This is a genomic window from Leeuwenhoekiella sp. LLG6367-2.1 (assembly GCF_045055775.1).
GTDB lineage: Bacteria > Bacteroidota > Bacteroidia > Flavobacteriales > Flavobacteriaceae > Leeuwenhoekiella > Leeuwenhoekiella aequorea.
This window is the reverse complement of sequence record NZ_CP159331.1, coordinates 1,302,425-1,324,459: the sequence shown is the minus strand read 5'-3', so window position 1 is coordinate 1,324,459 and position 22,035 is coordinate 1,302,425. Positions and strand designations below refer to the sequence as shown.

22 protein-coding genes are annotated in these 22,035 nt (G+C 36.1%); 13 read left to right on the top strand and 9 right to left on the bottom strand.

Features of this window, described 5'->3' with window-relative positions; genetic code table 11:
• Window positions 1–18: 18 nt before the first annotated feature.
• Together bioD and bioA are read left to right on the top strand one after the other, a co-directional pair.
• On the top strand, window positions 19–639 hold the full coding sequence (gene bioD / locus ABVM53_RS06040) for a dethiobiotin synthase (RefSeq protein ID WP_405330461.1): 621 nt from the start codon (window positions 19–21) through the stop codon (window positions 637–639).
• A 44-nt stretch (window positions 640–683) separates the two neighbouring features.
• The gene (gene bioA, locus ABVM53_RS06035) at window positions 684–1,949 is read left to right on the top strand and encodes an adenosylmethionine--8-amino-7-oxononanoate transaminase (RefSeq protein ID WP_405330459.1); all 1,266 of its coding nucleotides are present in this window, start codon (window positions 684–686) and stop codon (window positions 1,947–1,949) included.
• Here the strand turns inward: bioA and ABVM53_RS06030 are convergent.
• The gene (locus tag ABVM53_RS06030; protein WP_405330457.1) at window positions 1,946–2,389 is read right to left on the bottom strand and encodes a cytochrome c oxidase assembly factor Coa1 family protein; all 444 of its coding nucleotides are present in this window, start codon (window positions 2,387–2,389) and stop codon (window positions 1,946–1,948) included. The two genes, bioA and ABVM53_RS06030, sit on opposite strands and share 4 nt — an antisense overlap.
• Window positions 2,390–2,528: 139 nt before the next feature.
• Between ABVM53_RS06030 and ABVM53_RS06025 the strand changes: the two genes are divergently transcribed.
• The 3 genes from ABVM53_RS06025 (at window position 2,529) to ABVM53_RS06015 (ending at window position 5,790) form a co-directional block, all read left to right on the top strand.
• Window positions 2,529–3,710, top strand: coding sequence for a beta-ketoacyl synthase N-terminal-like domain-containing protein (locus tag ABVM53_RS06025; RefSeq protein ID WP_405330455.1), 1,182 nt, complete (start codon window positions 2,529–2,531; stop codon window positions 3,708–3,710).
• Between the two features lie 115 nt (window positions 3,711–3,825).
• Window positions 3,826–4,905, top strand: a complete 1,080-nt coding sequence (gene bioB / locus ABVM53_RS06020; RefSeq protein ID WP_394365800.1) for a biotin synthase BioB — start codon at window positions 3,826–3,828, stop codon at window positions 4,903–4,905.
• Window positions 4,906–4,923: 18 nt separating this feature from the next.
• A complete protein-coding gene (locus tag ABVM53_RS06015; RefSeq protein WP_405330453.1) occupies window positions 4,924–5,790 on the top strand; it encodes a cupin-like domain-containing protein in 867 nt (288 codons plus the stop codon).
• Here the strand turns inward: ABVM53_RS06015 and ABVM53_RS06010 are convergent.
• The 6 genes from ABVM53_RS06010 to ABVM53_RS05985 form a co-directional block, all read right to left on the bottom strand.
• Window positions 5,787–8,405 (bottom strand): carboxypeptidase-like regulatory domain-containing protein, encoded by a 2,619-nt coding sequence (locus ABVM53_RS06010; protein ID WP_405330451.1) that lies wholly within the window; start codon window positions 8,403–8,405, stop codon window positions 5,787–5,789. The genes ABVM53_RS06015 and ABVM53_RS06010 overlap by 4 nt on opposite strands.
• Window positions 8,395–9,177 (bottom strand): GLPGLI family protein, encoded by a 783-nt coding sequence (locus ABVM53_RS06005; protein WP_405330449.1) that lies wholly within the window; start codon window positions 9,175–9,177, stop codon window positions 8,395–8,397. The genes ABVM53_RS06010 and ABVM53_RS06005 overlap by 11 nt, the downstream gene beginning before the upstream one ends.
• A gap of 64 nt (window positions 9,178–9,241) precedes the next feature.
• Entirely contained in the window at window positions 9,242–9,445 is a 204-nt protein-coding gene (locus ABVM53_RS06000) for a hypothetical protein (protein ID WP_405330447.1), read from the bottom strand.
• Between the two features lie 127 nt (window positions 9,446–9,572).
• A complete protein-coding gene (locus ABVM53_RS05995) occupies window positions 9,573–10,052 on the bottom strand; it encodes a regulatory protein RecX (RefSeq protein ID WP_405330445.1) in 480 nt (159 codons plus the stop codon).
• 70 nt (window positions 10,053–10,122) lie between these two features.
• Entirely contained in the window at window positions 10,123–11,661 is a 1,539-nt protein-coding gene (locus tag ABVM53_RS05990; protein ID WP_128757982.1) for a ribonuclease E/G, read from the bottom strand.
• A 307-nt stretch (window positions 11,662–11,968) separates the two neighbouring features.
• The gene (locus ABVM53_RS05985; protein WP_028376886.1) at window positions 11,969–12,265 is read right to left on the bottom strand and encodes an HU family DNA-binding protein; all 297 of its coding nucleotides are present in this window, start codon (window positions 12,263–12,265) and stop codon (window positions 11,969–11,971) included.
• Window positions 12,266–12,393: 128 nt separating this feature from the next.
• Here ABVM53_RS05985 and mutY point away from each other — a divergent pair, with 128 nt between their 5' ends.
• From mutY to ABVM53_RS05960, 5 genes are all read left to right on the top strand, one after another.
• Complete coding sequence (gene mutY / locus ABVM53_RS05980; RefSeq protein WP_405330443.1) at window positions 12,394–13,476, top strand: A/G-specific adenine glycosylase; 1,083 nt, start codon at window positions 12,394–12,396, stop codon at window positions 13,474–13,476.
• A 106-nt stretch (window positions 13,477–13,582) separates the two neighbouring features.
• On the top strand, window positions 13,583–14,050 hold the full coding sequence (locus ABVM53_RS05975; protein WP_405330441.1) for a single-stranded DNA-binding protein: 468 nt from the start codon (window positions 13,583–13,585) through the stop codon (window positions 14,048–14,050).
• Window positions 14,051–14,079: 29 nt separating this feature from the next.
• A complete protein-coding gene (locus ABVM53_RS05970) occupies window positions 14,080–15,408 on the top strand; it encodes a gliding motility-associated protein GldE (protein ID WP_405330440.1) in 1,329 nt (442 codons plus the stop codon).
• 52 nt (window positions 15,409–15,460) lie between these two features.
• Window positions 15,461–15,994, top strand: coding sequence for a gliding motility lipoprotein GldD (gldD, locus tag ABVM53_RS05965; protein WP_405330852.1), 534 nt, complete (start codon window positions 15,461–15,463; stop codon window positions 15,992–15,994).
• Between the two features lie 59 nt (window positions 15,995–16,053).
• Window positions 16,054–16,941, top strand: coding sequence for a DMT family transporter (locus tag ABVM53_RS05960; RefSeq protein WP_405330438.1), 888 nt, complete (start codon window positions 16,054–16,056; stop codon window positions 16,939–16,941).
• A gap of 46 nt (window positions 16,942–16,987) precedes the next feature.
• Here ABVM53_RS05960 and ABVM53_RS05955 read toward each other — a convergent pair whose 3' ends face one another.
• Both ABVM53_RS05955 and ABVM53_RS05950 read right to left on the bottom strand, forming a co-directional pair.
• Window positions 16,988–19,060 carry a M16 family metallopeptidase gene (locus ABVM53_RS05955; protein ID WP_405330437.1) on the bottom strand — a complete coding sequence of 691 codons (2,073 nt, stop codon included), beginning with the start codon at window positions 19,058–19,060 and terminating at the stop codon, window positions 16,988–16,990.
• A gap of 49 nt (window positions 19,061–19,109) precedes the next feature.
• Window positions 19,110–20,429, bottom strand: a complete 1,320-nt coding sequence (locus tag ABVM53_RS05950) for a pitrilysin family protein (RefSeq protein ID WP_128757975.1) — start codon at window positions 20,427–20,429, stop codon at window positions 19,110–19,112.
• Between the two features lie 209 nt (window positions 20,430–20,638).
• On the opposite strand from ABVM53_RS05950, the gene ABVM53_RS05945 reads away from it, so the two are divergent.
• The 3 genes from ABVM53_RS05945 (at window position 20,639) to rpmA (ending at window position 21,971) form a co-directional block, all read left to right on the top strand.
• Complete coding sequence (locus ABVM53_RS05945; RefSeq protein WP_128758094.1) at window positions 20,639–21,094, top strand: DUF4199 domain-containing protein; 456 nt, start codon at window positions 20,639–20,641, stop codon at window positions 21,092–21,094.
• Window positions 21,095–21,205: 111 nt separating this feature from the next.
• Window positions 21,206–21,679, top strand: coding sequence for a 50S ribosomal protein L21 (gene rplU, locus ABVM53_RS05940; RefSeq protein ID WP_128757974.1), 474 nt, complete (start codon window positions 21,206–21,208; stop codon window positions 21,677–21,679).
• A gap of 28 nt (window positions 21,680–21,707) precedes the next feature.
• Entirely contained in the window at window positions 21,708–21,971 is a 264-nt protein-coding gene (rpmA, locus tag ABVM53_RS05935; RefSeq protein ID WP_371455674.1) for a 50S ribosomal protein L27, read from the top strand.
• Window positions 21,972–22,035 lie beyond the last annotated feature (64 nt).

Below are 22,035 nucleotides of genomic sequence, written 5' to 3'. Positions count from 1 at the left end.
TAGTACCTTTGCAGTACTATGGCAAAAAACACCTTTTTTATAACCGGGATTTCAACCGAAGTAGGAAAAACAGTAGCTTCGGCAATTGTAACTGAGGCTTTAGAGGCAGATTACTGGAAGCCTATTCAAGCGGGAGATTTAGATTATTCAGATACACATAAGGTTAAAGAATTTATCTCAAACGCTAAGACGGTTTTTCATAAGAACGCCTTTAGCTTAAAGACACCTATGAGTCCGCACGCTGCGGCTGCAATCGATGGGATTCATATCACTTCTGCGGAAATTAAACGACCAGAAACTATCAATAATTTAGTGATAGAAGGAGCTGGTGGTTTGTTAGTTCCTATTAGTGAAACGGAGACCATTCTTGATCTAATTGAACCAGATGATAAGGTGATTGTAGTTTCTAGACATTATTTAGGAAGTATTAATCACACATTGCTTACAATCGATAAATTGAAACAAGCCGGAAAAACGGTTTGTGGAATTTTATTTAGCGGAGCAGAACATCCTACTACAGAAACTGTAATTGCAAAAATGACGGGTGTTCCAGTCTTAGGTCGTATTGATGAAGAGCCTTATTTTGATAAAATGGTGGTTAAGGAATATGCAGAACTTTTGAAGGAAAGTTTACAGTAGGCAGTAAGAGTAAGTAGGCTTGTACGAATTTTAAACTTTGAATTTTGAATCTAATCGAACGCGATAAAAAACACATTTGGCACCCTTTAACGCAACATAAACTGCATCCGGAGTCAAAACCTATTGTTAAAGCAAAAGGAGCCTTGTTGTATGATGAAGATGGTAAGGCATATATTGATGCTATTTCTTCTTGGTACACGGCTATGTATGGGCATTGTAATGATTTTATAATCGATCGTGTTTATAAACAAATGCAGCAACTTGATCAGATTATTTTTAGTGGTTTTACTCATGAACCAGCTATAGAACTTTCAGAAAAGTTGATGGCTATATTGCCTAACAATCAGGCGAAGTTGATGTTTAATGATAATGGATCGACTTCAACAGAGATTGGTATAAAAATGGCTTTGCAGTACCACCACAATACGGGTAACGACCGAAAAACACTATTGGCTTTTGAAGAAGGTTTCCACGGTGATACGCTAGGTGCAATGTCTGTAAGCGGACTTTCAGTATACAACGGTCCGTTTGAAGCATTTTTTATTGATGTAAAGCGTATTCCATTACCTAACGGCGACAACAGTAGTGACATTCTTGAGCTGATAGAAAAATATCATCAGGAAACTCCATTAGCCGGTTTTATTTACGAACCCTTAGTGCAAGGTGCTGCAGGGATGAAAATGTATAAAGCCGAACATTTGAATCCTATTTTAGAAAAATGTAAAAGACTAGGGATAATCACAGTTGCTGATGAGGTGATGACGGGTTTTGGAAAAACCGGAAGCTTCTTCGCTTCAGATCATGTAGAGATTAAACCCGATGTAATGTGCCTTTCTAAAGCATTAACAGCAGGCCTAGTTCCTATGGGAATCACAACTTGTACTCAAGAAATATATGATGCATTTTATGATGACAATATAAGCAAAGGTTTGTTTCATGCGCATACGTACTCTGCAAATCCTATCGCGTGTGCAACTGCAATTGCAGGAATAGATTTGCTTACTTCAGAAGAAATTCAATCTAAAATAAAAGAAATTGAGAGCTGGCATGCCGCATTTTCTGATGCAATTAAAGATCACCCTAAAGTACGTGTTACCCGTCAACAAGGTGTGATTTTTGCCCTTGAACTGGACGTAGAAATGGAGCGTTACGGGAATTTACGTTATCGCATTTACGAGGCGTGTATGGCAGAAGGCGTTTATTTACGACCATTAGGAGCAACTATTTATATTTTAGCTCCTTATATCACAACGCAAGATCAAATGAATCAAGTGTATGCGGCTATTAAAAAAATATTAGACACGTTTTAATAATCTGCTTTTTCAAGTTGGTTTTCTCTCAAGTCTATAATTTGAGAAGTATGCTCAATAGTCACTTGAAATAGCTCATAATTTAGAGTCTCTCCATCACCAGAGGATTTTATTTCAACATCAGCAGATCCCTTGGGGCCTTTAATTGGGAAACTAGCTTCTGCAGTTTTAGCGCCATTCTCGTAATTCACATGGAAGCTCCCAAATCCGTCCTTTTCAATGGGTTCTCCAAGTGCTTCAATTATAGCGGGGTTGTTTTTGACAATTTCAAATGCAGCATCTCCACCGCTACTACTTTGCACTTTATTTACAAATCCAAAAATGGCACTTCCCAAGAGAATTACACCTAAAATTATTAGCGTTAAACACCCGCCGGTAGGTACAACCCATTTCCAGTTGCGTGACCACCAGCTGCGCTCTTCCTTTTTAAGTTCGTTCATAAAATCTGTGTTAATGATGCTACGAATCTAAGTAAATCTTTTAAAACTTGATTTTTTGCTATTCTGATTAAGTGATATGGTAATTTTGCGACTATTAGAAATATAGTTGAAAAACTAATTTTCATCAAAATTTATAAAATTGAAACAAGTAATTGCCATTACGGGGATCTCTGCGATATCTGCAACAGGTGCAGACACGTCACTGTTAGGAAATAAGGGAGATCATAACTTATCGTTTGATAGCAGTTTAAACGCATGGGTGGGTAAATTGCCGGCAGATGTTCTACAGCTTATAGAAGAGATACGTGAAGAAAATCGCAATTATCTAGCCTTAGATGCATCTGTATTATATGCGATTTATGTATCAAGAAAAGCAATTGCATCTGCAGGATGGGATTTTAGTAATGATTTTGGAATAAATATTGGGTCTTCAAGAGGAGCCACACAGCTTTTTGAAAAATTCTATAGTGCTTTCTTAGAAAATGGAAAGAGTGAAACACTAGCTTCTCCTACAACTACTTTAGGTAATATCTCCTCTTGGGTTGCTCAGGATTTACAAAATGAGGGTCCAGATATTTCACATTCTATAACCTGTTCTACTGCATTGCATTCTTTGCTTAACGGGGTTGCCTGGTTACAGTCGGGTATGTGCGATAAGTTTATGGTAGGAGGTAGTGAAGCCGCATTAACTCCATTTACAATTGCACAAATGCGGGCGATGAAAACCTATAGTCGAGCAGAAAATGATTCCTTGTATCCATGTCTTGCATTAGATCTGGATAAGGCTGAAAATACGATGGTTTTAGGAGAAGGAGCAGCTTCAGTATGTTTAGAAATTGGAATTAAACCAACAGCTTTAGCTTACGTAGTAGGAGTAGGTTATGCAACCGAAAAATTAAAGCACGCGGTATCTATTTCTGCGGAAGCTACCTGCTTTCAAAAGTCTATGAAAATGGCTATTGAGGATGCTAAAGCCAGTTTTCAAGGAAGTGATTTTGAAGGAAGGCTAAATGAGGTAGATGCAATTGTAATGCACGCGCCTGGCACACAGCTGGGAGACACTTCAGAATACAAGGCGATTCAGAAGATATTTAAAGATAAGCTTCCGTTATTAACAACAAATAAATGGAAGATAGGACACACCTTTGGTGCTAGTGGACTTTTGAATCTCGATCTGGCTATAAAGATGCTGCAATCACAAGAATATGAGGAAGTGCCTTTCATATCACCACAGGTTAAACCTAAGCGAATAAATAATATATTAGTAAATGCTGTAGGTTTTGGGGGCAATGCTGTTAGTATTTTGTTACGCAAAGCCTAGCTTTTTCACATTTATAAACAACAGATTTAGTATTTTTGACACATCTCCAAGTGCTATAAAATGACTTTAGTAAAAAAGAAACTACTTTTTATACTAAAGACTTAAAATAAAACAGATGAAACATAACTGGACTCGCGAGGAAATTCTCGATATCTATAACAAACCTTTAATGGAATTACTTTATGAAGCAGCGACAACACACCGCTTGCATCATGATCCTAATACTGTGCAGGTTTCAACATTATTATCAATAAAAACTGGGGGTTGTCCAGAAGACTGTGGCTATTGTCCTCAGGCCGCAAGATATCATACAGATATCAAGGGGAATGATTTAATGGGTGTTCAGCAGGTAAAAGCACAAGCGTTACGCGCGAAAGCAGCAGGAAGTTCACGAGTGTGTATGGGTGCAGCTTGGCGTAATGTTAAGGATGGGGAAGAGTTTGATCAAGTTTTAGAAATGGTGCGTACTATTAATAAGCTTGATATGGAAGTATGTTGTACGCTAGGTATGATTACCGAAAACCAAGCACAGCGTCTGGCAGAAGCTGGTTTATATGCTTATAATCATAACTTAGATACTTCTGAAGATTATTATAAAGATGTAATCTCGACGCGTGCTTTTCAAGATCGATTAGACACTATAGGAAATGTACGTAAGACTAATGTTACTGTTTGTAGCGGTGGTATTATTGGGATGGGAGAAAAAGTTGAAGACAGAGCTGGTATGCTCGTTGCTCTTGCGACTTTAGATCCACAGCCAGAAAGTGTGCCTATTAATGCTTTAGTTGCAGTAGAGGGTACGCCTATGGAAGATATAGAGCCAATATCTATTTGGGAAATGGTGCGTATGGTAGCAACCACCCGCATTGTAATGCCACAAACGCAAGTACGACTAAGTGCCGGGCGTACTCAGATGAGTAGAGAAGGGCAGGCAATGTGTTTCTTTGCAGGAGCAAATTCTATTTTTGCAGGAGATAAATTATTGACTACGCCTAATCCTGATGTAAATGAGGATATGAAGATGTTTGAATTACTAGGTTTAAATCCGCAGGCACCATTTGTTAAAAAGGCAAAGCCAGAAACAGTTGAGGCGCAAGATTCTAAACATATTCCTATGGGCGAAAAGCCTAAATGGTCTAGACCGGGTCATACAATACCCAGAAATGAAGAAGCTAAGGCAAAAGCCAAAGCTTAATTTTAACTTGTTATATACTTGAAGCTTACCAAAATACATAGGGTAAAAACGATTACCAGAGCAGATTTTATAAAAGACTACATAAAGCCTCAAAAACCAGTGGTTATTGAGAATTTAATTGAAGACTGGCCTGCTTATACAAAATGGCATCTTGACTACATTAAAGAGGTGGCAGGAGATCGTACTGTACCATTGTACGATGACCGTCCTGTTACTCACGAAGATGGATTTAATCAAGCTCATGCAAAAATGAAAATGGCAGATTATATAGATCTGCTTAAGAAAGAGCCTACCACATATCGTATTTTCTTATATAATATAATGAAAGACGTTCCTTTGTTAAAAAAGGACTTCAAATTTCCTAAAATAGGCCTGCGTTTAATTAAGCAGATTCCTATGGTGTTTTTTGGAGGTGAAAATTCACGTGTGTTCATGCATTATGATATTGACTGGGCAAACATTTTGCATTTCCATTTTCACGGAAAAAAGCAAGTGGTTTTATTCCCTCCAGATCAAACCGAAAATTTATATAAAGTTCCGCACTCGTTGATAACCAGAGAAGATATTGATTTTGATAATCCGGATTATGATAAATTTCCGGTTTTAAAAAAAGCAGAAGGCTTTATCTGCGAACTTAACCACGGAGAAACTTTATATATGCCCGAAGGATACTGGCATTATATGAAGTATGTAACACCTGGTTTTAGTATGAGTTTGCGTTCGCTACCTAGAAAGCCTAAACACCTTTTAAAAGCCATTTATAACGTTTTTATAATGCGTCATTTTGATGGTTTAATGCGTCGTAGAAAAGGACAAGCGTGGATAGACGAAAAAAATGAACGTGCGATAGCAGAAACCCATAAGGCACACGGGTTGGCGGTTTAAAAACGCAATTTGAAATACAGCATAACGTATCTAGGTATCGCAGTGTAAACCAAATCATTGCGCTGATAGTCTGAAACAGAGCTAAACGTATAGGTATCTGTATCCCATAAATTTTGAGCTTGAATGCCAAATAAATAGTCTTTTTGCTTTGGGCGGTATTCTAGATTAAGGCTGCTTGTTTCATAAAATTGATCATTTACTACAAAACCTTCCAGTTTGATATTTCCAAAAATGCGGTCGTAGAGTTTTATGATGGTTTCGATTTCAGCATTATAGATGGTATTAGAATTAGATGCCATGCCTAGATTACTTCGGCTTTTATTGAGACCTCCTGTAAATTTAAAATTAAAGGCTCCAGGCCAATACGTTGTTCCTCTGAAGTAATAGTTTTCGCTAGTGTTTTCTACATTAAAAAAGGAGCAGTTTAAAACTAATGGATTCTTAAGGGTAGATTGATTGACACCTATTTTGAATGACATATTAAGAGGAGCCATATAGGTAGTAAAACCTGCGCGTGCCGTAAAGAGACTACTTCCGGGAGCGTAAATTAATTGAGAACTATTGAGGTTTTCACTTAGCGAAGTTATGGAACTCAAATTTCGCTCAAATTCAGAATAAGCCAAGCCGGCTTCAACAAGAATTCGTTTTTTCTTTTTGCTTAAGATGTAGGAAAAAGCATATTGATTACGAGGTAAGGGTTCAATAATCTCAAGCCCTTTTTTTAGACTTCGGTAATTATACACTAAGGCCGTTGGCGTTAGATCATTGAGTTCAGGGAGGTCTGTATTCCTGTTATAGGAAAGTGAGAAACTGCCAAAAGGATTGTTGGAAAGGCGTAAACGCACTTGCGGATTGAAAAAAAGATAATTACTCCCCGTAAGTTGGTTTTTAAAGTTGATGTTTTTTAATTCTAGCTTTGTAGAGAGGAACAGCGTTTCTGCAATCAAGGCATATTGACCCTTAATTCTTGCAAAAGCTTCTGTGCTTTTGAGTGTAGTCTCGCCCGACCAAGAATCGATTACGGGGCTTTGAGCAACTCGCGAATTGTAATCAAGATCTTGAGCTGAGTTGATTATACCTCCTCCCAGACTATAAGAGAATTTATTGATCTTAAAAATCGCGTTACTTTCAAAACTCCAATAATTATTTAGGTTATTGGTTTTGGTAAGTAGATTTTTACTTTGAACGGTATCTAGCGTATTGGGGGTAATATTGAAATTCTGTTTCCTGTTCTCATGACCGCTGAAAGCATAAAGCGCAAGAGCGCCATTTTTTATTTTTTTAGTATAACGCAAGTGAATCACGCCCGAATTCTGGCGTGTTACCAAGTCTTGAAGAATGAGATCTTGATTGTTGAAGATCAATCGATTTGCTGTAGCATCGCTTGAAATTGAAAATGTGGTTTGAAGCGTTAAATAATTATTTTCATCAATGGGGTGACGAATTTCTAGGTCTTCGCTGAGGTTTGTATTTCTATAATCAAATTGATTACGTTCTGAAAAATTAATGGTTTCGTCTGATAAGAAATATAGCGTTTTTTGCTCATAACTTTTATCTAAACGATCTTGAGAAGCAAATAGCGAATTTCTCAATTTTGTATTTTTCCAAATGGTCTTATTGCCTAAGAGGTTAGAGCTAATGCTGTTGTTCTCCGTATAAAAAGGCTCATCAATAAGTATTGAATTACCGGAAAGACTAAGAATTGCCGGGAAATCAGTTTCATAATCTTCATCAAAGTCATTAAAACCCTGTTGACCATATACGTAATTTGAGCGTTGGTCTTTTGCCGGTTTGCCCGTGGTATTGGTATTGGCAAGTTCTAGAAGTTTAATTTCAGGTCTTATGAGACCTAGATTGAGGTCTGCTAAATAACGCTTGTCATTACCTGCGCCTCCCTTAAAATTCCCAAACCAGATGGATTTAGCTTTTTCTTTTAGTTTGAGATTAAGTACCACAGCTTCACTGTTTAAAAACTGCTTTAGAACAGGGTTCTCATCATAGTTGCTAATCACTTCCACGCGATCGAGCACTTGAGCATCCAGATTTTTGGAGATGACTTTGTAATTGCGGTCTGCCAAGTCATCGCCCTCTATCAGTATTTTTTGAATGTTTTTTCCCTGCGCTTTAATATTGCCATCATCATCAATCTCAATACCCGGTATGTTCTTGAGAACATCCTCTACGGTTTGCTCGGTTTCGTTAGTAAATGCCGAAACTTTATACGAAATCGTGTCTGTGTTGATCTTGATTTTTTCATCTGATCTTAAAACAACGGTATTGAGTTCTTCAACCTGAGGAGAAAGTTCAAAATCGAGAGAAATAGAACCGGCGTCAGGAACTTGAAAAGCCTGAGACAGATCCTGATATCCCAGGCTATTTACTTCGATAATTAGCGAATCTTCAGGTTTTGCAGAATTGATTTCTAGTTGATAGCTCCCGGTATCTGAAGAATAAGCATAGGCAAGAATTTTAGCATCTTGTTTGATCAAAATACTTGCTGCACTAACAGGGTTTTGTGATGGTGTTTCAGTAATTTTTCCCGATAGGGTGATTTGACCTTGAAGCGGTAATTGCCAAAGGATAACTAGTATGAGCAGTGATAGCTTATTGCTCAATTTCAAAAGCCTCAATATAACTACGACTCATGTCGTATTGGTTATTTTCAGTATTTGAAAAACCTGCACTTTCGGCGACCATTCTGCCACCCATTTGAGCATTCAGATAACCTTCTATTCTTGCTTTTTTATATTCTGCAAAACTCATCCACTTATTGTTGGGAGCTTCAATTGCTTTTAGTAAATATTCTTTATCCGTGGGGTATTCTATATTTTTAAAATACCAGTAAATTTCTTTATGGGTATCGTAAGCTTCTAAAATAAGACCGGGCAATCCTGAAAGTTTCCAAGGGCCAAAGGGAAGAGGGATTTGAGTGGTAAACCATGCAGTATAGTTTCTTCCCCTAAAAGGGGCAGTAGCCTTTTGAACCGTATAAGTTCCTATTTTTTTACTTTCATTGGTCAGCTGCCATTGTATGGTCATAGTACTGTCTTTAACATAATCAAAACCCAAATCTCTTGAATAGAGTGTTTGCGATTTAAGATCCTTATAGTATAGAAAACCTTCGGGATTTGTTACTACAGTTATACTGCTAGTTCCACCTTCTGCTTTTTGAAATCTTTTTTGTTCCCTAAGATGCCCACCTTCTAAAGAATCTTTTCTGGTGATGTATAGTGAATTATTTTTATCAAAAACAAGTATAGCATTATAATCTTGTCCTGTAGGTGCGCCCATACCCATACTTTGGATTTCGCCATAATTTACAACTCCCGTTTGTGCGGATAAATTTTTAAATAATAATAAAATTATTAAACTAAATAAATGCTTCATAATAATGAAATTAAGAAAAGCCTGAAAAGTTCAGGCTTTGTAGTATTCGTTGATAATGCAAATTCTAGCCGCAAGAATCTGCATATTGTTCTTCAAGTTCTTCTGCATAATCACAATCGACGTCTTGTTCGTAATCAGCTTCACCATCTCCATCACAATCGTACCTTACTGTACAATTGTTGAATACTGTATCTTCTTCCGAGCTAGAATCATCATTTGAAATTGTTTTGACATTAGCATTAAGACCTATGGCAAAAATGCTTAGCATAATTAATGAAAATAATTTTTTCATAATATATTATGATTTTAACATTAATATTATCTAAACTTATTAAAATGAAGAGAGAGAGATAAAATCTTAGGGATTTAACTTATACTTAACGTTTGTAAACTTGCTAAGGGATCAACTCTTTTGACTTCTCGTAAATCCAGTCTCCCGGCCAGCCGCGGTAGAATAAGTAATCGGCTAGTTTTTTACGCTTTTTGTATTTGTCTTTTTCGGAGGTGAGTTGGTCAAATCGTTTTTGAGCGAGTTCGTCAAAGGTGTTTCTGTATTCACTTTCTGGGATTTCGGCAAAGGCTTTTTTGATGAGGTAATCTCCAATATCACGCTGTTTTAATTCTTGTTTAATGCGGTTTTTACCCCATTGCTTATGACGAAATTTTCCGCGGGCAAAACTGCGAGCAAAGCGTTCTTCATCTAAGAATTTGTGCTGTAAAAGATGATAAATAATTGCATCTATTGCGTCAGGAATCATTCGCATTTGATGCAGTTTCTCACGCACTTCTTTGTGGCAACGGTCTTGGTAGGCACAATAGGCTTCGAGCTTTCGCTTGGCTTGCTGTACAGTGTATGTTTTTACAGGTTGCTGCATTTAATATTAAAATAAGTCAAAGATATAAAACAAAAAACCCCCACCGTTTGCACGATGAGGGTTATTTCAGTTATCTAATTTCTTTCCCGTCTTTATCTGTAAAACGGTACTCAAGATACGTGTAAGCATCTCTTGGCATTATTTTTACCCATTTTTTATGTTCTATAAACCATTTAGAACGTACTGATGGGAAGCCTTTTGTCAAGAAGGCCTCTATAAAAGGATGCGTATGTAACGTAATCTTTTTATAGTCTTTTTTGAATAATTTTATTAAGTCTGCTTGTATGCGACTTACAACACTAATAGGTGCTTCGATTTCACCATCACCGTTAGGATCTTTTTCCCGGGTTTTTATGTTCATTTCAGGTCGTACGCGTTGACGTGTGATCTGTATGAGTCCAAATTTACTAGGAGGTAAAATTTTATGCTTTGCACGGTCATCGCTCATTTCATCACGTAAATGATTAAAAAGGGTTTTACGATTTTCGGCTTTACCCATATCTATAAAATCTACAACAATGATACCGCCCATATCACGAAGGCGTAATTGGCGAGCTACTTCTGTAGCAGCGATCATATTAACTTCCAGAGCTGTTTCTTCTTGGCTTTTAGCTTTATTAGAACGGTTACCACTATTTACATCAATAACATGTAAAGCTTCGGTATGCTCGATAACTAAATAAGCCCCACGACTCATAGATACCGTCTTCCCAAAGGAAGTTTTTATTTGTCGTTCAATGCCATGTTTTTCAAAAACAGGTACATTACTCTGGTGTAGTTTTACGATATTTTCTTTATTAGGCGCAATCTCTTGCAGATATTCTTTAATTTGATAATACAATGTCTCATCATCTACGCAAATTGCAGTAAAGGTGTCATTAAACAGATCTCTTAACATAGAAGAGGCTCTATTCATCTCACCTAATACTTTACTGGGTAAATGAGCATTGTGTAATTTTTTAGACATGGCAGTCCAACGGTCTACCAAGTTTTGTAGATCTTTATCTAACTCTGCAACCATTTTTCCTTCAGCGACAGTACGCACAATCACACCAAATCCTTTTGGGCGTATGCTTTGCATAAGGCGTTTAAGACGTGCCTTTTCTTCTTTAGATTCTATTTTTTGTGAAATAGAAATACGGTCGGAAAAAGGGACTAATACCACATATCTTCCGGCTATTGAAAGCTCACTGCTAATTCTGGGCCCTTTAGTTGATATAGGTTCTTTAACTACTTGTACTAAAATTGATTGATTTGATTTTATAGCATCTGCTATTTTACCATTTTTATCAATGTCTTTTTCTGTAGGAAAGTTTTTTAAGGAGTAATCCTTGAGTTTACCTGTGCTTACACGTTTTACAAATTTCAAAAGAGTGGGAAGCTGTGGTCCTAAATCGTGATAGTGCAAAAATGCATCTTTCTCGTAGCCAACATTGACAAATGCGGCGTTAAGACCAGAAACCGTTTTGCGTATTTTAGAAATAAAAATATCTCCTACTGCAAACTGGTTATCTTCCTCATCCTTATGTAATTCTATTAGTTTACCATCTTTTAAAAGGGCAAAATCAACTGAAGTGGAACTGGATCTAATGATTAATTCATTATTCACGCTTCATTAAATTATATCCACAGCATATTACTGACGAGCAGTTTTTCTGCTGCAAAAGATTAAACATTAATTTTCACAGGATTTTGTAATCGGTTGAAGCAATGCATATTTAGATGTATTTGCTTCAGATGTCAATGAACTTGGGTTATTATAACAAATGCTATAATAACAGAAAAAGTAGTACTAGACTACTTTTTCTTTTTGTGACGGTTAGCGCGACGACGTTTTTTACGTTTGTGTGTTGCTACCTTGTGTCTTTTTCTTTTTTTACCACTTGGCATAAGAGCTCGGTTTAATAATTAATAGTTTAGTTTTCGTCTACTGATACATTTGACTTAACTCCTTCTACAAAAACCTTAGCAGGTTTAAATGCCGGGATGTTATGTGCTGGTATCTTAATAGTAGTATTCTTAGAAATGTTACGGCCGGTTTTCTCAGCACGTGTTTTGATAATAAAACTTCCAAAACCTCTCAAGTAAACATTGTCTCCACTTTCCAGAGAATTCTTCACTTCGGTCATAAATGTTTCAACAGTTGCCTGAACATCATTTTTCTCAATTCCTAATTTCTCGGAAATCTTAGCAACAATATCTGCTTTTGTCATTATTTATTGTTTTAGGGGGTTAAAAATTTTCAAGGGTGCAAATATACACATTAATAAATCAATATTTCAAGCGTAAAAGATTAAAATATAACTACATAAACGGCTAAATTGAACAAAAGGTATTTTTTGTGTTAAATTTCTCTAAAAAACTAATTGACTGGTACTTACAAAATAAGAGAGCGCTTCCGTGGAGGGCAACTCGCGACCCATATTACATTTGGTTGTCAGAAATCATACTGCAACAGACGCGCGTAGAGCAAGGAACTCCCTACTATTTTAGATTTACAAGTACATTTCCTACTATTAAAGCCCTCGCAGATGCAGATGAGGATACGGTACTAAAATTGTGGCAAGGTCTGGGTTACTATTCCAGAGCCCGCAATCTTCACAGCACTGCTAAAAAAATAGCATATGAGTATGATAGCGTTTTTCCTGATACTTATAAGGAGATTGTAAAACTTAAAGGTGTAGGTGATTATACAGCTAGTGCGATTGCCTCAATATGTTTTGACGAGCCTGCCGCAGTTGTTGATGGGAATGTTTATCGCGTGCTGTCAAGAATATTTGGTATAGATACGCCTATAGATTCAACACAGGGTAAAAAAGAATTTAAGGCACTTGCTCAAAAATTAATAGATGTTCGGGATCCGGCGACTTTTAACCAGGCTATAATGGAGTTTGGTGCTACGCAATGCAAACCCAAAAATCCATACTGTTTACATTGTCCTTTTAATACAGATTGCATTGCTTTTCAGCAAGGAAAAATAGAAAGCCTTCCTTATAAAGCAGGGAAAACAAAAGTACGTGATCGATTTTTTAATTACCTAATCTTAAAAACCCCAAGTGGACATACGATTTTGCAAAAACGAGAAGAAAAAGGGATATGGCAAGGTTTGTATGATTTTCCGTTACTAGAGTCTGATGTAGATTTAGAAAAGACTGAACTAATCGCGCAATTAGATCATTTTTCTTTAAAAGGTGTCTCCGGTTCTGTAGCTTTTAAAAGTTTGAAAATAAAATCTATTGTTCTGGAATCTAATGAGCCTATAATTCACAAATTATCGCACCAGAAATTAAATGTAAAGTTTTGGGTGGTGCGAATCGCAGATACGAGTGAGCTTCAAACAATACCCATAGCAGATTTTAAGAAGTATGCCGTACCACGAGTAATTGATCGCTTTATGGAAAGTTTTGATTTTGAGAACTATTAATTGCAAATATCTATTTTTTACTATCTATTTATGGCAAAGCCTTAACGCCTTTTTAGTTGAGCAACTACTTAATTTTAATTACTTTTGAGCTTTAAAAATAAAGATTATGTCAGGCACACTCAATAAAGTAATGTTAATAGGTCACACAGGTGATGATGTGAAGATGCACTATTTTGAAGGTGGTGGTAGTATAGGTCGATTTCCGCTTGCGACAAATGAAACGTATACTAATAAAACTTCGGGAGAACGAGTAAGTTCTACCGAGTGGCATAATATCGTGGTGCGTAATAAAGGAGCAGAGATTTGTGAGAAGTACCTTAAGAAAGGAGACAAGGTTTACATCGAAGGGCGCATTAAAACCCGCAAATGGACTGATGAAGCTGGTACAGAACGGTACAGTACAGAAATACAATGTACAGACTTTACTTTTCTTACTCCTAAAGATAGCGGTGGGATGGATGCAGCAACTTCACAACCTGCGCAAAACAGACCTGCAGCTACAACAAATTCTAAGGCAGCTCCTTCTCCGGTAACACCGTCTATAGATGAGGAAGAAGATGACCTTCCTTTTTAAGTATTAAAAAACTAAATACCATAATTTAATTGGATCCCGACCCCCCAAGCTTGCTGTTTATACAACAAAACTTTTCTTTAACTACAGTTATTGAAATTGTAGCAGTGCTCATTTTGCTTATTTGTTCTGCATTGATTAGCGGAACCGAAGTAGCATTTTTTTCTCTTACTCCGGCAGATCTTGAGTTAGATCCAGATAAACAATCCAGAAAGCAAAGTCTTGTAATTAGACTCCTGGAGAAGCCAAAAAAGCTTCTTGCCACCATTCTGGTTGCAAACAATTTTATAAATATTGCGATTGTACTAATTTTCACGGGACTTGGAGAGACGCTATTCTCTGGACTATCGGGTATAAAAGTATGGGTACTTGACTTGAGGTTTCTCGTTGAGGTTTTAGGGATTACATTTCTAATATTAATGTTTGGAGAGATATTGCCTAAAGTTTATGCCAGCCGCAATAAGGTTAAATTTTCTAACCAGATGGCGTATCCTATGATGGTTTTAGATTTTATCATCTCGCCACTAAGTACACCTATGCGATCAATAACCTTATTGTTGCAAGATCGTTTAGGGAAACAAAAAGCCAATATAAGCATTGACCAACTAGGGCAGGCTTTAGAGCTTACCAGTGAGGAAGATACTTCACTAGAAGAGCAAAAGATACTTAAGGGTATTGTGAGTTTTGGAAATACAGACACAAAGCAGGTTATGAAACCCAGAATGGATGTGTTTGCATTAAATGAAGAGTTGTCTTATGCGACAATCATTCCGTTAATAATTGAGAATGGGTATTCACGTATTCCTGTTTATGCTGATAATGTAGATAATATATCTGGGATTCTCTATGTAAAGGACCTCCTGCCGCATATTGATAAGGAGGACTTTGATTGGAAAACACTCTTGAGAGACCCTTATTTTGTCCCTGAAAATAAAAAGCTGGATGATCTTTTAAATGAATTCAAAGAAAAACGAATTCACTTAGCTATTGTTGTAGATGAATATGGAGGTACCAGTGGCTTGATATCTTTAGAAGATATTATTGAAGAGATTGTAGGTGACATTAGTGACGAATTTGATGATGAAGACATCATTTTTTCTAAGTTAGACGATAACAATTATATTTTTGAAGGTAAAACATCGCTCAAAGATTTTTATAAAGTTTTGAGAATGGACGACCCTTCGTCATTTGAAGAAAATAAAGGAGAAGCTGAAACATTAGCCGGTTTCCTTCTTGAAATTTCTAAAGGCTTTCCGCGGAAAAATGAAATACTAAATTTTGAACATTATGCGTTTACTATTGAAGTCATAGATCAAAAGCGAATCAAACAAATAAAACTTACCATTAGAGATACTGAGTAAGTTTATAAGCTAATAATTATCTTTTTTGAATTTTAAAGCGCTATCTTTTTTTATTGTATGTACTCTTCTTTTATCCTGCAAAGAAGATGTTTTGCCAAAGCCAAATGCTTTTTTGGCACTTACCTACGAGCATCCCGAATACCAGCCTTATAGTTCAGACTCATGTGCGTATGTATTTATGAAAAATGCTAACGCAGTAGTGAGGTACAAAAGTGATTGCTCTGCAGTTTTGGAGTACCCTGCCCTTGATGCAGCTTTATATCTTACCTATAGGCCTGTAAATAATAATATTAAACAATTGCTTACCGATGCTCAAAAACTCACCTATGAGCACGTTATAAAAGCCGATAATATTTCTGAAGAGAAGTATTTAAATGACGAGCATAAGGTGTATGGTATGTTTTATGACGTTGCCGGTAATGCGGCTTCACAATCTCAATTTTACGTTACAGATAGTATTTCACATTTTATAACTGGCTCTATTTATTTTAATGTTAAGCCTAACTACGATAGTATTTTGCCCGCTGCAGCATATATGAAGGATGATATTAAACATTTGATGGAGAGCCTGCGCTGGAAGAAATAATTAGTCAAGTTTGAAGATTTAAAATTATTAATTCCATTTTTGCGGCCAGAAGCTACATTATGGAAAATGATAAGAAAAAGTGGATCTACCTTTTAATACTTTCACTGGTCTGGGGCAGTTCTTATATACTTATTAAAAAAGGATTATTAGGTCTTACACCGCTTCAGTTAGGAGCGCTGCGCATTACTTTCTCTACTATTTTTCTGTTTATTATAGGATTTAAATCTTTGTTTACAATCACAAAAGCACAGTGGCCGTGGATTGCTCTTAGTGCACTATTGGGTACTTTTTTACCTGTATTTCTATTTGCATACGCAGAGACAGAGATTGATAGCAGTATAGCTTCTATTTTAAACTCACTAGTTCCTTTGTTCACTATGTTTCTAGGGTATGTGATCTTTAAAATACCGTTTACAGGAAATCAAGTACTGGGAGTTTTACTTGGTCTTGCCGGGGGAGCGATTTTAATTCTCAAAGGCGCAGCGGTTAATCCTACTCAAAATTATTTATTTGCGGGTTTTGTAGTTGTTGCTGCCTTTTGCTATGCGGGAAATGCAAACATTATAAAGTCAAAATTGCAAGAAGTGTCGTCAAAGGCTATTGCAGTAGGTAATTTTAGTATAATGATAATCCCAGCATTATTTGTGCTCTTATATTCAGGTGTTGGAGAATTAGATTATACAGATACAGTTGTTGTAGAGTCGCTTATTTATATAGGTGTATTAGCAGTAGTAGGTACGGGTATCGCAAAAATTTTATTCAATAAACTTGTTCAAATCTCTACTCCAGTATTTTCTACTTCGGTGACGTACTTAATTCCCGTTGTAGGGATATTTTGGGGTTTGCTTGATGGAGAATTATTTACCTACATTCATTTTATGGGAGCTATGATTATACTTCTTGGGGTTTATCTTGTTAACCGTAAACAAAAAAAAACCGACGTTTAAGTCGGTCTTTTTAAGTAAGGTTTTAATACTGAATTAAAAAATACGGTTATTTAAAATCTGCATCAGTAACACCTTCATTCACCTTAACTTCAGTAAAAGTGAATTCAATATTTTGAGGACCCATTGACTGAGACATCATAAATGGAAACTTAACGCCATTTACTTCTTTATAGTCACTAAACATCACTGCTTGTACAAAGCTTTGACCTTGCATTTCTTGTGTGGTCTCTTCTTTTAATTTTAGTCCGCTTTCTGTATCAAAAAATGCATTTTTCTTATCGCTTATAGCAATTACGTAAGCATTCTTACCATCTACTTTCTCTATACCTTTTAAAGAAATTGTTTCATTAGCAAGCATATCTAATTCGGGAACGATCGCAGATTCTGCTTTTAAAGCTTCAACTTGTTCTGCATTAGGAGTAATGGTTTGTCCTTGTGCAGTAATTGTAGCTGTTTCGCCATTTAAAACTTGCTTTGACATAACATTACCCATCACAGATATTTCTTGTAAAAATTGACCATTACTAGTCTTCTTAATTGTCAATTTAAGAGGTGTGCCTTGAACGCTACCTTCACCCATCATAATTAATGATTGAAGAGCTTCCACTTTGTCTTTACCGCCTATAGCTTGTAGATAACTGTTTAAAACTGTTTCAGTAGTTACTCCTTCTGGTAAAGCAACTTCGTATGTAGGCTTTTCAACACTGTTTCCTTCTTTATCATAAAATTTAACAGGAATCATTTTTCCTTTAAAGTTTACTTTTTCCAGATTCTCGAGTACTTCGCTACCCTTTCCTGCAATTACAATACGCGTATTATCGGTTAGAAAGTATTTTTTTGCTACCCGCTGTACATCGGCAATGGTAACAGCATTGATCTTACTTAGGTAATTCTGGTAAAAATCTTCAGGAAGATTTTCTGTCTCAATATTAAGAGCAAAACGAGCTACTGTAGCAGGTTGTTCTAGAGATCTAACAAAACTTCCTACGTATTTTGCTTTAGCATTTTTAAGATCTTTTTCAGAAACTGGAGTCTCACGTATTTTATCGATTTCTTCTAAAAATGCAACTACCGAGCTATCTGTAACCATATTTCTTACGCTCGCTGAAGCGTTAAAAGAAGTCATTCCGTATTTGTCGTTCCCTATGCTTGAGTATGCGCCATAAGTATAGCCTTTATCTTCACGAAGATTTAAAAATAAACGGCCTTCACCGCCACCTCCTAAAATTTGATTAGCCATTAGTACAGGAAAATAATCTGGATCGCTCATTTTTAAGGAAACCAAATTTTCAACAATCACTTCAGACTGAACCGCATTTGGCATATCTATAAAGTCGATTTCTGTAGCAGCAACATTTTCTGGAGATTTAAAAGTTGAAGGAAGAGCTGTGCCTTTTTTCCACCCACTAAAATGCTTAGTTACTAATTTTTTGATGTTTTTAAAATCTACATCACCTACAACTACCAGGTAGGCATTATTAGGAATAAAAGCTTTAGTGTAAAATGCTTTAGCATCAGCAAGCGTAATATTCTCTAGACCTGCAGGTGTCTCAAATTCACCTTTAGGGTGATTCTTACCATAAAGAAGGGCGCGACTTGCTGTATTTGCAGCAGCAGAAACGCTCTTTTCATTAGTTTTTAAATTATCTATAAGAAGCGCTTTCTCTTTACTGAATTCTTCTTCGGTAAAATTAGGATTGATTGCTGCATCTGCAAGTAGTTCTAAAATACGATCTGAATATTGAGTAAGACCACTTGCTGAAGCGTATTGTGAGCCAAAATTAATACGAGCCCCCATAAAATCAACTTCCTCATTATAGGCATCTTTAGAAATAGATTTAGAACCTTTTCCTAATAAAGCACCAGATAAAGCTGCTGCTCCTGTCTTTTCTCCTTCCTGAATAGGAGGATTATCTAACGTAAGTGTGTAAGCAACTCTTGGTAATTTGTGGTTTTCTACAACAATAACCTGAAGTCCGTTTTTTAATTCAAAACTTTGTGGCTTGCTGAGGTTAATTTCTGGAGCAGGTCCTGCCTTTGGCATTTTGCTTCTGTCTACTTGTGCGTTTGCAGCAAAGCTACCGGCTATTACAAGTAAACTAAATATAATTTTTTTCATCAGAATTTAATTTTGTTTGATGTTACTGTATAAAGTGTAATAACACAGTTTATTTATCCTCTTTTTTAGGTAAGTATTCTACTTCAACACGTTGATTAGGTTTTAAATACTTATTCGCTACTTCTTTAATTTCTTCACGTGTAATAGAACGATAGATATCGATTTCTGTATTTATAAGATTTGTATCATCGTAGAGCATATAATTTGTGGCTAACGTGCTAGCAATACCTTCAACGCTTGCGTTTGAATTAACAAAATTGCTTTCAGCTTTGTTTTGAAGTTTTTGAAAATCACTTTCTGAAATTAAGTTATCTCGTAAAGCAGCTATTTCTGTTTCCATCCCTTCTAATAATCCTTCAAGTGTATTTTCGCCTAACGGTAAGCCATATATAATATACATTCCGTAGTCTTCTTGCTCAAGATTTATAGCGCCTATTTGTAGTGCTTGTTTCTGCTCATCTACCATTTTTTTATAAAGCTTAGAGCTTTTACCGTCACTTAAATACGAAGAGATCATATTTAAAACATACGTATCTCGATCTCCATAACCGGGCGTGCGGTATGCGGTAAGAATTGCAGGAACCTGAATATTTGAATCGTAGAATTGTGTTCTTTTTGCTTCAGTAATAGGAGCTTCGGTAGGATAGGTGCGCTCTAATTTTGGTCCGCTTGGGATGGGGCCAAAATAGTCTTCAATCATTTTTTTAGTTTCAGCAATATCTATATCTCCTGCAACTACTAATGCGGCATTACTTGGCTTATAATATTTGTCAAAATAGGCTTTAAAATCTTCAAGTGAGGCAGCGTCAAGATCTTCCATGTAGCCTACGTTAGGATCTTTATAAGGGTGGTTCTGAAACAATTGTTCACTAATTGCAAATAAAAACTGACCATAAGGGGAGTTGTCATATCGCAAACGACGCTCTTCTTTCACTACTTCGTTTTGAGTGTCTACACCACCTTGCTTAATAATAGGGTGCAGCATACGCTCAGACTCCATCCATAAACCTAATTCAAGGTTGTTTGATGGGAAAACTTCGTAATAATAGGTGCGATCCTGAGAAGTGTTTGCGTTATTTGTGCCCCCGTTAGAGCTTACCATTTCAAACCATTTTCCGTTTTCGATGTTTTCTGTACCTTCAAAAAGTAGGTGCTCAAAGAAGTGTGCGAAGCCGGTTTGACCATCCTCACGATCTTTTCCTCCTACGTGATACATAACTGCAGTAGTAACTACAGGAGCATTATTGTCCTGATGTAAAATTACGTGTAGACCATTGTCTAAGTCATACTCTTCAAATTCTACCTCTTGCGCATTGCTAGTAATGCTCAAAAGAAGAATTGAAGCCATTGAAAAAAGAGTCTTTTTCATGCTTAATTTTTTTGAATTTAGTTATGCAGATTTGTAGGTCTAATTAGATAAACGTTACATATTCTGCATAAAATTTAATAGATGTGTGTATAGTGGCTGTAATTTATCACTAAAAAGAAGTTTTGAGCTTATGATCCTTAATTTTTAACATGGTGTTAATGACATTAAATTTAAAAAGTAAGACCTTTATAAAAATCAAAAGTTCAATTATGCTTAAAGTTGCTCTTCCTATACGTTTTGGTGTTGCGATCACCGGGGGTTTAATTGCCTACTTTCTTGTATTGGCATTATTTAAAATTCATACGAATCCTATTTTTAGTTTATTCAATGGTATTATAACCGGTTTTGGGATTTATGAAGCTATTAAATATTATAAACTGAGTAAAGGCAAAGACTTTGAATACAGCGACGGATTTTCTGTAGGTGTAGTTACAGGGTTTGTTTCGACTATCTTATTCACAGCATTTTTTGCATTGTACGCGGGTAATTTAAATCCCGATTATCTAGAAACATTATTAGATAGATGGGAAACAACCTATGATACAAGTCTAGGTAGTGTTGTAATTGTTGTTGCATTAATGGGGTTTGCTACAAGTGTGGTTCTTACATTGTCTTTTATGCAATTATTTAAACAAAGCTGGAATACTAAAAAGAAAGCTGAATAATCTTATTTTTAAATTTTACTCATCGGTTTGTATTGTAAGTAAATAGCTGTATATTTGCGCCCTCTTAAATCTAAAGGTTTAAGATTTTAAAAACTATTTAATCATTACGCTATGTACGCAATTGTAGAGATAGCAGGGCAGCAATTTAAAGTTGCAAAAGACCAAAAGGTATTTGTGAACCGTTTGTCAGGAGAAGAAGGAGACGATGTTTCTTTCGATAAAGTTCTTATGACAGGAGATGGTGACAACATTACTTTAGGCGCCCCGGCTATAGAAGGTGCTCTAGTAGGAGCAACAATCACACGTCACTTAAAAGGAGACAAAGTAATCGTTTTCAAAAAGAAAAGACGTAAAGGTTACAGAAAGAAAAACGGTCACCGTCAATCTTTAACTGAAATCTTAATTGGTGATATTTCATTAAAAGGAGGAAAAAAAGCAGCTCCTAAAGCTGAGGCTAAACAAGAATCTTCTGATGATTTAAGTAACAATACTGTTGCTGAATTAAGAGAGATGGCCAAAGAACAAGGACTTGAGGGATATTCTTCAATGAAGAAGGCTGAATTAATTGAAGCTTTAAGTAAATAAATATTAATCTACTAAAACTTAAAATAAGATGGCTCACAAAAAAGGGGTAGGTAGTTCGAAAAACGGTAGAGAATCAGAATCAAAACGTTTAGGTGTTAAGATTTTTGGTGGTCAGGCTGCTATAGCTGGTAACATTATCGTTAGACAACGTGGTAACACGCACCATCCAGGTGAAAATGTATACGGTGGTAAAGACCATACACTTCACGCTAGAGTAGACGGTGTTGTTAAGTTTACTAAAAAGAAAGACAATAAATCTTACGTTTCTATAGTTCCATCTGCAGAAGCATAAGTAAAAGTTTATATTTTTTAAAAAAGTCTCTATCATTTGATAGAGACTTTTTTTTTGCTCAAAA